The organism is Streptomyces sp. NBC_01092 (assembly GCF_045039535.1).
GTDB lineage: Bacteria > Actinomycetota > Actinomycetes > Streptomycetales > Streptomycetaceae > Streptomyces.
This window is the reverse complement of record NZ_CP108659.1, coordinates 8,747,137-8,760,040: the sequence shown is the minus strand read 5'-3', so window position 1 is coordinate 8,760,040 and position 12,904 is coordinate 8,747,137. Positions and strand designations below refer to the sequence as shown.

Below are 12,904 nucleotides of genomic sequence, written 5' to 3'. Positions count from 1 at the left end.
GGCGTAGCCGACGTGTTTACCCCCGGCCCACCTCTCAGGGCCCTAACCTCACTCGGATGGAGACCACCCCACTGCCCTCCGTTACCGACCCTGCCGAGCAGGAACCCGCGTCCGGTGTCGACAGCGAAGCGGGCGTAACCTGGATTCCCCGCGAGGAGTGGATCAAGACGCAACCGCAGGCCCTCATCGCCGCCTGCGTCGTACTCCTCGACCGCCAGGACCGGATACTGCTGCTGCGCTACGGGACCGGCCAGCCAAACGCGGGGCACTGGTGGCTGCCAGGTGGGATGCTCGACCACGGCGAGGACCCACGGACGGCTGCTTGGCGGGAGACACACGAGGAGACCGGTGTTGAGATCAGCACCGAACTCCGGCTGATCGGCGTCGACCACCGCGTCAATGTCTGTGGAACTGGTCCCGTTCTCGACTGTTTCTTCCACGGCGGCACCCTGACGGGCGAGGCCCAGATCCGCCTGAGCCCAGAGCATGATCAGTATGCGTTCTTCAAGGCCGACGAACTGCAGGACATGATGCTCGCCGCACCCGCCCGCACCCTGCAGGCGCTTCACGAAGCTGCCACATCAGGGACCGCCGTGTACCTGCGAGAAGGGCAGCCGGTGTAACCGCCTGGGAGGACGGGGCCGAGCTGGCCCCAGCCACCTGCTCACCGGAGGCCCAACTGCCAGGCCCGGCGCCCCGGCGGGGGAACTCACCACTACCGAGCGCCCCGCGGAGCGGAAGACAATCTGTCTTCTCGCAGCACCTGACGAGCGGCTAACCGCTGTCACCGTCGAGCCGGGGATGAACGCGCAATGATGACCAACCCCGACATGATCTTCTCGACGGACCACCGACATGGGTTGGTGGCGCGAAGCGGCTGGGAGAAGGAAGAAGCTCGAACCGTGCTCCGCGATCTCGGCTGGGAGTGGGCGGAGGAGCTGCACGCTCTCGTCCGCCGACCGAGGTGCCACAGATCGATGCCGCGGTTCAAGCGGTGGCAAAACTACATCTGCACGGCCACCGCACCGGATACGCGGTGGAACCTTACGGCGCGATGCGGCTGACCCTGGACCGGGCGGAGCAGGTATTCACGATGCTCGCTGCGTGGGGGACCTCCGCGGCTCGACTAACCGCAGCCACTCAAAACCATCACCCCACAACAGGTAAGCAGCAACAGGCGGCGTACAGCAACGCAGCAGCACGGCCTCCAAGCCGCCTCCAGCATGATCGAGTTGTTGGAGACTCCTATGCCTGGCTGAGCGCGGTCATTACATGATCCCTTTCCAGTGCCAGGGGCGTGGTTCTGCTCGGCCGCGCAGGCAGTCGAGGCGGTATTGAGCCTCGGCCCGCCACTCGGGGCGGGCTGCGGCGTGCTGGGCCGCGTAGGTGGCCATGCGCAACTCTCGGGCTCCGGCAAGTAGTTCGTACCCCTCCCATTGCGTGACGTCCGTACCGTACGCCGTGCAGAACTCGGCATACTCGGCCCGAGTAACTGCGCCGGTTGTCGTCATCTTGACCGCGGTGGAGACGAGATCCCACTCCGGCGGACCGACGGAGACCCGTTCGAAGTCCATCAGGATCGGCCCGGCCGCGGTGCGAGGGACGTTGCCGACCCACGCGTCACCATGCACGACGCATTCGCGCAAGCCCACGGGCCTGTGCTCCCACCGAGCGCGGAGTTCCGCATGCTGGTGCCGCAGCCACTCCCGGTCATCCTCCGATAGGGACGTCGCCGCGTCGATCCGCTCAGCGATCCGTACGAACGGGTCGAGCCGGTCAAGCGGGAAGGCGGGCACGGGCAACGGATGGAGCATCTTCAGCAGCCTGACGACGTCCCGGACGGTGCCGTTCTCATGCGGCGGGAGCTCGACCCAAAATGTCACCGGGCGGCCTGCGGCCTCTACAGGCTGCTCGATTGGGAGAGCGCGGACGGCCGGCACGTCGTTGTCGGCGAGCCACCGGGCGACGCGGATCTCGCGGACGGCCGCCTTCCACTGGCCGGTGCGCGCGATGCGGACGATCACCTTGCCAGGGAGGCGCCATATCTCGTTCTCGGCGATACGAACGGGCTCGGCGCCTGCCGTGTTGAAGCCAGCGGTGGCGCAGGCTTCTTCCAGTACGGTGCGGGCGGGACCAGCCGAGAGTGTCATGCCTGCAAGGTAGCCGTGATGCGCTGGCGCAGGTGCGCCGCCTCCTCCAGCGTACGGTGCTGTCCGGCGAATCGGCGAAGTTCCTTCAGGTCTTCGGCAGCCCTCTGCGAGGTGAGACGACCGACGTCGGTGAGGGCCCTATGGCCGAGGGCAATGGCCTGCATCGGGTCACCCTTCGCCATGACGAGCGACGCCAATTTCGTACCGGAGATCCCGCGAGAGCGGGCGTAGTCGTCGCTGTGTCCGGCTACCGCCGTCGCGAACCGGTCCGCAGCCCGCCCCGGGTCCTGTTCAGCGTGGATCGCCAGGTCCCACAGTGCGTGTGCCGTGTCGCCGTGGTGCTGCGCCTCGTCGTAGTAGCGCATCCACGTCGGGTCTTCGGCCGGGTTCGAGTGGGCAAAGGCATCATCCGCCTCACCGACTGCGGCCATCGTGCCCTGTACGTCGTGCATCTTGCCGAAGGCGCGGGCACGGGCGCTGTGCATCATGGCCCGGATCGTCGGGGTGAGCCGATCGGAGCGGACAAGACCCTTCTCCGCGTACGTCAGGCCCTCGTCCGGATCACCGAGCCAAGTCGCCTGACGGGAGAGGAAAGAGAACGTCTTCGCACGGAGCCACCAGTCGCCGGCCTCCTCCGCGCATTCGGAGGCGACCTTGAAGGCGACCCGGGCCTCGTCGTGGGAGTAGGCGTCGAAGTGGGTCGCGCCGACGACGATTCCCAACCTCGCGATGCTGCTGAGGAGATCCGGGCGGAGCTGCTGCGGGCAGTCGACGGACAGCAGCCGTACGGCCCACGCCAGGGAGCGACTCGCGAAGTCGCCGACCAGACCCCCACCGCCCTGCGTGTTGTCCCAACGGTGGATGCCGTCGGCGATGAGACTGAGGTGATCGAGTTCCTTCGGCCGAATCCTCTTCGGGATCTCGGGTGGTGCAGTCGGAGCTACGAGGCCGGCGAGGTCTATCGGGGCGATGGCGGCAAGGCTGGTGTAAGCCAGAAAGGCGCGTCGGTCCACTGGCGGAACGCTCCCAAGTAGCGGGGCTGAGGTCTCTCCGCCCAGCATGCGGCCTCGGTGGACCTGAATGGCGCCCTCCACCGGCCCTTTGCCGGCACTATCCGCATCACCCCGTTTTTTATCCGCATCACCCCACACCATCCCCCACGCGCGGGTGAGGACTCCGCCCGTTTCGAGGACGGCGTCCAGTCGCTCGGCGAGGTCCCGTTGGCACCGGTAAATGCCCTTCTCAATCTTGGAGATCATATCCGGGCTGACCTGCACCATCGGCCCCAACTGGGCAGCGGTCAGGCCGGGTTGGCGCTTGCGCCAGTAGCGCAGTTCAGCGCCGAACCACTCCTGTGGTGAGGCGTCAGGGTTGAGCTCCTTCTCGGGCTGCGGCATCAGCGTCCCCTGGGTCGTGATGCGGATATCTCAGGTCTCCGCATCCGGATCTGCACGCGGGTCTCGCGGCCTGACTGAATGGTTGCCGACCGGTTCCACCAGTACACACCGCAGTCAAACCTCATTGGTGGGGATTCCGCCAGACCGAAGTGGATCTGAGATGGCCGACCTCCTCTTGGAAGTACCCGCTGCGCCAGCAACCGGCGTGCGTGCGATGACGCGCAGCAAGCCGGGACGGCTGGAGATAGACCTCGACGTCATCAGCGAGGCCGTGCCCAGCGTCCGAGCCATCATCCGCGCCCACTTGGAGCTGTGGGGCCTGCCCCGCCTGAGTGGCCGTGTCGCGCTGACGGCCACGGAGCTGCTGACAAACGTTCTGCGGCACACGCAACCGGACGCGCGTACGGGGGCGCGGAGCGCGCGGCTAATGGTCACGCGATTGCCCGGAGCCCTGAATATCTGCGTACGGGACTTCGATGTCGCTCTACCGCAGCTCGCCCACGCTGGCCCTGAGGCCGAGCGCGGCCGAGGGCTGCAACTCGTTGTGGCGTCCGCTGACGACTTCGGATGCTCGCTCATCAACGGCGGCAAGGACGTGTGGGCCAACTTCCTTATCAGCGACAGCGATGCGAATGAGAGCCCGCAGGGGCGGGAGGCGTCGTGACGAGTGCGCTTACGTCCGGAGAGCTGGGGCCGACTAAATCGGACGGAGGCGGGCTTGAGGCAACCGGGGTCACGACCCTGCAAGAGCGTCAGCTCGCCGTTACTCACTGGCTCCTCGGCGCCGCCGAGGACCAGGACCTGGCGCGTAGCCAATGGGACGGCCAAGGAGGGATCGCGCTCCTGGCCTGCGGCGGCATCCTGGCCGCCGTACGGATCCCCGCTCACATGGTGTGGGCTGTGGCCAAGACGGATGAGTTGGAAAAGGTGGACGTCTTCCTCCGTCATTGGTTTGACGGCGGCGCGGTGTTCATGGACCTCCGCACACAGCTGTACTACGCCCTCGTACCCGGGAGCGCCTCCTGGCCATGGAATGACCGGGACTTCCCCGGCGTGGAGTGCCTGCGCCGTGACAACTACCTCGGTGTTCCGGCGATCCGGCTCACTGAGCCGAAGGGGCACGCGTACTGGTGCCGCCCGATGGAGTCTCCTAGGGACCTCTGTTTCGTGGATGAGGTGGAGGAGCTGGTCCGCCACGGGCGAGCGGCCCGGGCAGAGGGAGGCAGCCAGTGAGCGTGCAGGCTTTGACTCCGGTGCGGAGACCTGGTGTCGCCTCGCCCTCCCTGCGGCGAATCCTCCTGACCTTCATCAGGGCGTAGACAGCGGACTCGCATCACGAATTGCCCGTTACCCCACTCACCGACCTATCGGAGATCCCCTCCTATGTCTGACCGCGTGTCCCCCACTCGCCCGGTCACCCACCGCCGCAGACGAGACCGCCGGCCTCGGGTGGACCGTTACCTCTTCGATGAGGTGTCCGGCGTGCTGGCCGCATCACTTGTATCCATCGTTGTGCTGTGGGGCGTGGTCCTCGGTGCCGCGTGGCTGTACGAGTTCAGCCTCACGCAGCTCGCACTGGCTCTCGGCGGCGGCCTCGTCATCACAGGTCTGGTGGGCGTCTCCCGAGTACGGGCTGTGGCCATGTCCCTTCAGCAACAGCGTGCTGCCGACTTCGAGCGCATCGCGGAATCGGCGAGTGCGGCCGAACAGACCATGATCTGGACAGCGGAACAGCTCTGCCAGGGTGCCCGCCCCCCGCTCCCCCAAGAGCCTCAACTGGCTGGTGACGACCCGCATGAGAAGGTTATCGAGCTGATCGGCAACCTCCAGGTGCAGGGAGCGAACGCTCTGCTGCGGACGCACGATGAGTCGCAGGCTGCGGTACTCGTGGCGATGCACCGGACTCTCACGCGGCGCCAACACGTGCTGATCGACGAGATGTTGGATCACTTGACCCGTCTACAGATGGCGACCGAGGACGCTGAACTCCTGGACCGGAGTTTCAAGATCGACCACCTCGCGACGCGGCTGCGTCGCATGGTGGAGAGCGTTTCTGTCGTCCTGGGCGGCCAGTCCCTGCGCGAGACGCGGGCGCCTGTGCAAGTCACCACGGTGCTGCGCGGCGCGAAGTCCGAGGTGGTCAAGTACAAGCGAGTCCAGACGGTCCCCGGCGACGTCGGCAGTAAGTTCGCGCTGCCCGCGCATGTGCACCCCGACATCGCGCACTTGCTCGCCGAGCTCATCGACAACGGCTTGGAGCACTCCGATCCGGTAACCAAGGTCACCGTCAGTGCACAGAAGGTGGCTCACGGCCTGCTGATCGAGGTGGAAGACCGGGCAACGCTGCTGATGAACCCGGACAAGCGGACGATGCTCAACCACCTTCTCGCCAACCCTGCTCAAGCCGATGTCGCAGGCCAGGTCCGCGCCGGGAACCTCGGCCTGATCACCACCGCGAAGATCTCCGCCAAGTACGGCCTGAAGGTCTGGCTGGCGATGAACCCGATGGGCGGGACGACCGCCAACGTCGTCGTCCCCAATCAGTACCTCGTTCCGACGACCCCCACGATCGGCACCGTCACAGTCGCCCCCGCCGCCCCGCAGCTGGCGTTTGTGGGAGCCGCCCAGCAGCCCGCGCGCCCGACGCCCAGCACCGCACGCCCCGCGGAGCAGGCTGACAGCGGCAGCGCATCCCCTCTGCCCCGGCGCCGGCGAGTGGCCAGGCCGATGCCTGACCAGGCGGCCAACGAGCCTGCGGCACCGGCTCCGGCCGCGAACCCCCAGGCCCTGGCCGACTGGCGTACGGGCCTGCGCGCCGGGATCAACACGGATCCGGCCCACGACACGCCCGCCTCCCCCCAGACCTGACCCCCACTACCCGCAGGAAGCGACCCGCCATGACCCACGATGTGAACGCCGCCGCCCCCGTGATCTCCCCCGATGAGGTCAAGGAGGAGATGACGCGCCTGATCGACGAGTTCGTAGAGGACACCCCCGGTGTCACGCACGCCCTGCTGGCCTCCCGCGACGGCATGAAGCAGGTCGTCCCCTCGCACATGAACTCCACCAACGCCGACGAGGACTGGACCGACGAACTGGCCGCAGCGGCCTCCGGCCTGGCGGCCCTGGCCAAGGGCGTCACGGGCCCCACGGGCGACAAGCGGCCGGTACAGCAGATCCTCATCGAACGCGACGACACCCTGTTCCTCCTCACCGAGGCCGGGGTGGGCAGCGCGTTCACCGCGGCCGGGAAGAGCGTTGCAACGGTGCTGACGGTGCTGACCCGCACGGACGCGAACGTCGGTGCCGTCGCCTTCGCCGTCGGGCGTCTGGTGCAGCGGTTCGCCCCGTTCATGACGACCCCGGTCCGGGCCCACGACGGCCAGGGCAACGCATGAACGCCCCGACAGGCCAGGACTCGTTAGAGGGCCAGGCCCTGGACGACACGGCCACCATCGTCCGGCTGTACGCGGTGACCGACGGCCGCACCCGCGCACGTCACAACCTCAGTCTCCACACCGTCCTGGGGCCTGGACGCCGCTCGCCGCGCCCTGGGCTGTCCGAGGAGAGCTGCAGAATCATCGAGCTTTGTACTCAGCGGCATCGTCCGCTCGCCGAGCTGGCCGGCACCCTCGCACTTCCCGTGACCGCGGTGAGCGTGCTCGTCTCCGACCTGATCGACGCGCAGGCTCTGGCCTTGCCCATCCCGGACCGGCGCAGCGCAGGCAGCGACCTGCAACTGCTCCAGGCAATCAGCGCCGGGCTCATGCGCCGGCACCCCAACGCGACCGCGAAGGCCGGGTGACTCCCATGACCCAGTCCCCGTCCCCCGCCAACCGCGCCATCGCCAAGCTGGTCATCGCGGGAGGCTTCGGCGTCGGCAAGACCACCGCGATCGGCTCCGTCAGCGACATCACACCGCTGCGCACGGAGGAAGTCCTCACCACACAGAGCACCGCGACCGACAGTCTTCAGGGCGTCGAGGGCAAGACGACCACGACGGTCGCTTTCGACTTCGGCCGCGTCGGCTGGGATGTCCCCGACCCCGTGGAGCTGTATCTCTTCGGCACGCCGGGACAGCCCCGCTTCTGGAGCTTCTGGCACGACCTGTGCGAAGGGGCGCTCGGCGCCGTGGTGCTGGCCGACACCCGTCGGCTGGAGTCGAGCTTCCCCGCGGCCGACTTCTTCGAACAGCTCGGCCTGCCCTTCGTCATCGCCGTCAACCGGTTCCCCCGAACCGAAACCCGGACCCTGCCCGAGGTCCGCGAGGCATTCGACGTGGACGAGCAGGTGCCGCTGATGTTCTGCGACGCCCGCAACGCCGATTCCGTGGCCGGGGTCCTGATCACCCTGGTCCGGCACATCACGCGCATCACATCCACCCACTCCACCCTCCTGGACGCCTGATGACCTACTCCCCGCGCCACCCGGCCCCCACCGTGCCCATCCCCGCCCCCCGCACGGCCCAGATCGAGGCGTTCACCGATGACCCGGCCACCGAACTCGCCGAGATGCAGCAGCGCCTGAACAGGTTCAGCGAACTGGGCATCAGCCTTGAAGGCCACGAGGTACTCGACGACATCGCCACCGACATGGCCCAGCGCAGCGGGTTCATCTACGCCATGGCGAACGCGTTCGGCGAAGAGCAGACCTTCCTCGGCCTCTACCAGCCGCCGCCCGACGCCGGCTACCCGATCGTCGGCCGCACCATGAGCCGCGGCCACGGCTACTGCCCCGAGGTCGTGCAACGCAAGCGGGGTCTCCCCCTGCCCGACGTGGCCGCCTCCCCGCGGTTCCAGAGCAACCACGTCGCCGACGCCATCAACATCCAGAGCTACTTCGGCAGCCCCGTCATCGACGACGCCACCGGCCTCGTCCTGCTCACGTTCTGCATCATCGACCCCGAGCCGCGCACCCTGAACGACGCGGACCGGCTCCAGGCCATCGTCAAAGACGCCGCCCAGACCACCGCGGACGTACTCAAGATCAAAACCCCTGGTCCCTGACGCCCAACCCCTCCCCACACACACGCGGACCCGGCCGCACCCCGCTTTGCGACCCCACACAGGGAGAGGTAGACGACCATGCCCACCACCGGCACCCCACCCCTGGCACTCCGCCCGTACCTCAACCCCGCTCACGAGCAACTGTGGGCTGAAGCCGAAGAGTTCGCCTCCGAGCACGTCGCTCCCCGCGTGAAGCGGATGGAGGCCGCCCCGCACAAGCTGGAGCGGGAGCTGCCCCGGCTCATGCGCGAGCGGGGCTGGTTCGGGGTGACGATTCCCGAGGAGTACGGGGGGATGGCGGCGGGCCATGTCGCCAAGACGGTGCTGATCCACCGCATCGGGGTGGTCTCCGCCACCGCCGCGGCGATCCTCCAGGCCACCCTGATCCCCGTCGGCGCCATCCGCCACTGGGGCACGATCGAGCAGAAGCAACGGTGGCTGCCGAAGGTGGCCGCCGGGACGATGCTGGCGTCCATCGCAGTCACCGAACCGGATACGGGCGGCCACATCGGCGGCTGCCAGACCGCCGCTAAGCTCGTCGGGAACGAGTGGGTCATCACCGGCGAGAAGATCCACATCGGCAACAGCCACCTCTCCGGGCTCCACGTCGTCGTCGCGCGCACCGCCCCGCCCGGCGTCACGGCCTCTGCGGCGCTGACGGCTTTCCTGGTCGAGAACCAACGCGAAGGACTGAGCCACGGTACGCACGGAGCGCGCCTCGGACTGCACGGCTTCTCGGCCGGGCGGCTCATCCTGGACCAGGTGCGCATACCCGCGGCCAACGTCCTCGGCGAGGTCGGCCAGGGCCTGTACGTGGCGCAGAGCGCCAGCATCCTCTACGGCCGCCCCAACTTGACCGCCGTCAGCCTCGGCATCCACGAAGCACTCGTCGACACCACCGCACGCTTCCTGAACGACCGGCCCCGCTACGGCGGCTACCTGGCCGAGCACCCCGTCGTCCAAGACCGCCTCGGCGAGATGCAAGGCCGCCTCCAGACCGCCATGACCACCGCCTACAGCGCCGTACACCTCCTCGACAACGGTGTGGCCTGCGACAGCCAGCTCATCGGCGCCAAGCACGCCGGCCACCAGCTCGCCGCCGAGTCCGCACGAGACGCCATGGAGCTGCACGGCGCGCACGGCCTAGACGCCGACTACGAACTCCAGCGGTTCTTCCGCGACGTCTGGCACGGCGGTCCGCCCGCCGGCACCGGCGAGTTCCAGCGCATCCACCTCGCCAAGACCGCCCTGGGAACCATGCCCCGCCAATGGTCCGAGCACTTCGCGGCCGAGGCCGCCTGGATCCAGCCCACACCAGACCCGGCCCCCGCATGACCCTGCGCGCCGGGCCGGCCACTCACGTCCCCTGCTTCGTCCACCAAATGACCTGTTCAGGTAATCCATGACGAATGACGATCTGCTGGTAGCGGACGGTAGTCCGCTCCAGGCAGTTGAGAACACCGCCAGTCCGCTCACCATGGCATCACACGAACTCACAGAGCAGCAGCGGCAGATCCTCCAGTTCATCGGCGACGTATCCAGAGAGCGGGGGTACGCGCCTTCCCTGCGCGAAATCGGTGAGGCTCCCGGGCTGGCAAGTACGTCATCCGTGACCCACCAGCTCGACCGACTGCAAGCGATGGGGCTGATCGCCTATGACGCGGGCCGCCCACGCACGTACCGAATAGTCGCCGACGTCCCCGCAGCGCCAGCGCCGCCCCGTCCCACCCCGAGACACACCGAGTGCTGCCCCCAGCACATCAGTGTCATCTACGGAGAAGAACCCATAGTCCTCAGGGTCGTGCTCGATCGCGCTCACCGCCAGGCCCTGCTCGACGGAGCACTGCTGACCGTGCAACAGCTGCCCGTAGTTGACGCCCACACCATCACACGCCCTGGCCGGGCCCTCTTCGGCCAGGTCACCGACTTCGCCTACCCGGTGGACACCCATCACCCGTGAGACAGCCACTCTCTCGCCCCTGCCCACCAGCCACTGACGCCCGAAGCTGACGGGGAGCTGATGCTCTGATGTCCGACACCCCACCACTGGACTGCCCACCGTCCGACACCGGCACCCCATCGGCAGCCGAGCTGAAGCAGCACCTGGACGACGCTTTCGTGGCCGCCCGGCTCGCCGCCCGGGTCGAGGTAGCGCCTGGCGGCGCCCTGGACCTGACCCTGCTCACGGCCGGCAGGATGCCCTTCGACCGTGACCCTGACCAGGCCAACGCCTGGCTCACCGAAAACGGCATCGAAGCCAGCGCACGGTTCGACAGTTGCATGGACCTCGTGATCAGGCTTGCCACCCCCGAGGCCGTTCACCGGCTGACCGAGCTGACCCTCGACGCACGCATCGTCACGCATGCCGCCGCAGCAGCCCTGGACGGCGCACTCGCTACCCACCCCCTGCCCTACGAGGTCCGGGTGACGGGACCTGGCGCGCTGAGCCTCCTGCTCCACGACTCCGAAAGCGCGGGCACCGTCCCCGCGTTCGCCGAACTGCTCGGCGCCCCGGGCATCGCCGCCGAACTCGACCTCTCCCATGCCGACGGCATCCGCCACATCACCGACCGGCTCGCCTGGCTGCTCACCGGCGTCACAGGCTCCCTCGTCCAGGCAGAAGGGGCCCGGGGATGCCGGCACGAACCAGACAGAGTGGAGCTCTATCTCGACCCCGCCCAGGCCGATCTACTGACCCGGCTACTCGAACAGGCCAGCGTCCCCTGACCACAGCCCTCTGCTGACTCCCCTGCTCGGCAGCCCCGTTGCCATCCACTGCCGCGCACGGGTTCCACTCCCTGTCGCCGAGCAACCCCTAACTCCCCGCCCGGCGGCAGGGACCTGCCCCCTCCCCTGGATCGCGCCTACGCCGCCGTCATCACCTGCCCATGACCCCATCGCCCGTCCCGCTGCACAACGGCCCGCACTTCCCCCCGTCGCCGATTTGTGCCAGCAGATCACCCACGCACGCCGAGGAGTTGAGCAGTGACCACCACGACCGTAGCCAGGTTCGACCTCGCCCCCAGAGAACGGCAGGTCCTCGAAGGACTGGCCGACGGAAGCACGCTCGCCGCGGTCGCGCTGAACCTCAAGATCCGCGAGAGCACGGCAGCGGGCTACCTCAAACTCGCCAAGCGCAAGCTGTACGGCGTGAGCGAGAACGCCGCCGCACTCGCCGCCGGCTACGCCACCCAGGCCATCCCCCGGCCGGACATGCTGGACCCCGAGGCCCTGGACATCCCCTGTGAACAGCGGGACATCATCCCGCTCATCGCACGAGAAATGGCAGCTGCACAGATGGCCACCGAGCTGAAACGGCCGGTCGGCATCGTCCGCCGGGACGGCCGCGAACTGCTGCAGAACCTCAAGGCCCGAAACCGAGCCCACGCCATCACCCGCGCGTGGCAGTACCAGATCCTGACCGAAGACCAGGTGATCGCATGGCTGCGGTGACACCCACCGTCCCCGGCAAGGCCGAGATCCTGCCGCTCGTGGAGACGGCGCTCGCCTGGGACCTCAAGGGCCCCCGCCTCCCGTCCGTCATTGTCGCGCTGGGCATGGTCGAGACGTTGACCGAGTTCGGCCGGGCCGTCGCCGAGGACCTGCGCGCCGGGTGCCTGAATATCCCCGCCGACTCGGAGGCGGGAACCGGTGCGCAAGCCACGCTCGGCCAAGCCGCCGGACGGCTGTACCTGTCGCCCCCGCACGCCAGCCAAAAGCTGGTGGCGCACCGCGCACAGAACCTCGCCCATCTCATCCATCGCCTGGTCGAAGCCACCGAAGAAGTGCGTCAAGAACAGGAGCGTGCCGCGTGCCGGAACCCGCAGCACGCCGCCACGAAAGGCACCTGATGAAGACCTCACACGCCGTCCTCGTCGCCTCCACCGTGGGGGCCGCCGGGCTCTGGCTCGCCGAACGCCGGCACCGGCAGCGACTCCCCCTGCAGGCGGCAGAGATGCATCAGAGGCTGATCGCCGACACCGCAGCGGACCCCGAGCACCAGGCGATCTGGGCAACCGACGGCCTGTCCGACGAAGAGAACGTCCAGCTGATGCACTGCAACCGGCTGGTCAGCTTCCTCTCCGCGAAGCACCGCGTCGGCCTGCCCGACAGAGCGGCGCTGCGGGTGCAGGCCCGCGCCCTGATGGAGCGCGCCCCCTACCGGGCGTACTGGGCCCGATCCGGCACCTTCCGCGAGGAGGAAGCGATGGACCGCATCGACCACACGTTCAACTCGATCCTCGACGACGAGTACACCGCAGCGGCCGACGACACAGAGCCCGCCGCCGCCTAGGACTGGGGCGGCCCAGCCCCCGAGCCCCGGCCGCACTCAGCCCGAACTCCGACAGCC

At 68.2% G+C, this 12,904-nt stretch carries 16 protein-coding genes and 1 pseudogene; 15 read left to right on the top strand and 2 right to left on the bottom strand.

Annotated features, from left to right (window positions below):
• Positions 1-56 precede the first annotated feature (56 nt).
• Positions 57-623 (top strand): NUDIX hydrolase, encoded by a 567-nt coding sequence (locus OG254_RS39620; RefSeq protein WP_405591963.1) that lies wholly within the window; start codon positions 57-59, stop codon positions 621-623.
• Between the two features lie 645 nt (positions 624-1,268).
• On the opposite strand, the gene OG254_RS39615 is transcribed toward OG254_RS39620, so the two are convergent.
• The gene (locus OG254_RS39615) at positions 1,269-2,150 is read right to left on the bottom strand and encodes an aminoglycoside phosphotransferase family protein (protein WP_405591960.1); all 882 of its coding nucleotides are present in this window, start codon (positions 2,148-2,150) and stop codon (positions 1,269-1,271) included.
• Positions 2,147-3,547 carry a helix-turn-helix domain-containing protein gene (locus tag OG254_RS39610; protein WP_405591957.1) on the bottom strand — a complete coding sequence of 467 codons (1,401 nt, stop codon included), beginning with the start codon at positions 3,545-3,547 and terminating at the stop codon, positions 2,147-2,149. The genes OG254_RS39615 and OG254_RS39610 overlap by 4 nt, the downstream gene beginning before the upstream one ends.
• Before the next feature lie 160 nt (positions 3,548-3,707).
• On the opposite strand from OG254_RS39610, the gene OG254_RS39605 reads away from it, so the two are divergent.
• From OG254_RS39605 to OG254_RS39540, 14 genes and pseudogenes are all read left to right on the top strand, one after another.
• Positions 3,708-4,211, top strand: coding sequence for an ATP-binding protein (locus tag OG254_RS39605; RefSeq protein ID WP_405591954.1), 504 nt, complete (start codon positions 3,708-3,710; stop codon positions 4,209-4,211).
• Positions 4,208-4,780 (top strand): hypothetical protein, encoded by a 573-nt coding sequence (locus tag OG254_RS39600; protein WP_405591951.1) that lies wholly within the window; start codon positions 4,208-4,210, stop codon positions 4,778-4,780. Before OG254_RS39605 ends, OG254_RS39600 begins: the two co-directional genes overlap by 4 nt.
• 240 nt (positions 4,781-5,020) lie before the next feature.
• A complete protein-coding gene (locus tag OG254_RS39595) occupies positions 5,021-6,415 on the top strand; it encodes an ATP-binding protein (protein WP_405591948.1) in 1,395 nt (464 codons plus the stop codon).
• A gap of 29 nt (positions 6,416-6,444) precedes the next feature.
• Positions 6,445-6,945 (top strand): roadblock/LC7 domain-containing protein, encoded by a 501-nt coding sequence (locus OG254_RS39590; RefSeq protein WP_405591946.1) that lies wholly within the window; start codon positions 6,445-6,447, stop codon positions 6,943-6,945.
• Positions 6,942-7,352 (top strand): DUF742 domain-containing protein, encoded by a 411-nt coding sequence (locus OG254_RS39585; RefSeq protein ID WP_405591943.1) that lies wholly within the window; start codon positions 6,942-6,944, stop codon positions 7,350-7,352. The genes OG254_RS39590 and OG254_RS39585 overlap by 4 nt, the downstream gene beginning before the upstream one ends.
• Positions 7,353-7,357: 5 nt before the next feature.
• Positions 7,358-7,954 (top strand): GTP-binding protein, encoded by a 597-nt coding sequence (locus OG254_RS39580; RefSeq protein ID WP_405591940.1) that lies wholly within the window; start codon positions 7,358-7,360, stop codon positions 7,952-7,954.
• Positions 7,954-8,553 (top strand): GAF domain-containing protein, encoded by a 600-nt coding sequence (locus tag OG254_RS39575; protein ID WP_405591937.1) that lies wholly within the window; start codon positions 7,954-7,956, stop codon positions 8,551-8,553. Before OG254_RS39580 ends, OG254_RS39575 begins: the two co-directional genes overlap by 1 nt.
• Before the next feature lie 78 nt (positions 8,554-8,631).
• Complete coding sequence (locus OG254_RS39570; RefSeq protein ID WP_405591934.1) at positions 8,632-9,888, top strand: acyl-CoA dehydrogenase family protein; 1,257 nt, start codon at positions 8,632-8,634, stop codon at positions 9,886-9,888.
• Positions 9,889-9,955: 67 nt separating this feature from the next.
• A pseudogene (locus tag OG254_RS39565) lies at positions 9,956-10,219 on the top strand (repressor LexA); the annotation flags it as partial.
• A gap of 135 nt (positions 10,220-10,354) precedes the next feature.
• Positions 10,355-10,513 carry a hypothetical protein gene (locus tag OG254_RS39560; RefSeq protein ID WP_405595680.1) on the top strand — a complete coding sequence of 53 codons (159 nt, stop codon included), beginning with the start codon at positions 10,355-10,357 and terminating at the stop codon, positions 10,511-10,513.
• A 68-nt stretch (positions 10,514-10,581) separates the two neighbouring features.
• A complete protein-coding gene (locus tag OG254_RS39555; RefSeq protein WP_405591932.1) occupies positions 10,582-11,280 on the top strand; it encodes a hypothetical protein in 699 nt (232 codons plus the stop codon).
• Between the two features lie 258 nt (positions 11,281-11,538).
• The gene (locus OG254_RS39550; protein ID WP_405591930.1) at positions 11,539-12,006 is read left to right on the top strand and encodes a LuxR C-terminal-related transcriptional regulator; all 468 of its coding nucleotides are present in this window, start codon (positions 11,539-11,541) and stop codon (positions 12,004-12,006) included.
• Positions 11,994-12,404: a hypothetical protein gene (locus tag OG254_RS39545; RefSeq protein ID WP_405591928.1), complete on the top strand. Its 411-nt coding sequence runs from the start codon at positions 11,994-11,996 to the stop codon at positions 12,402-12,404. Before OG254_RS39550 ends, OG254_RS39545 begins: the two co-directional genes overlap by 13 nt.
• Positions 12,404-12,847: a DUF6082 family protein gene (locus OG254_RS39540; protein ID WP_405591926.1), complete on the top strand. Its 444-nt coding sequence runs from the start codon at positions 12,404-12,406 to the stop codon at positions 12,845-12,847. Before OG254_RS39545 ends, OG254_RS39540 begins: the two co-directional genes overlap by 1 nt.
• Positions 12,848-12,904: the final 57 nt, after the last annotated feature.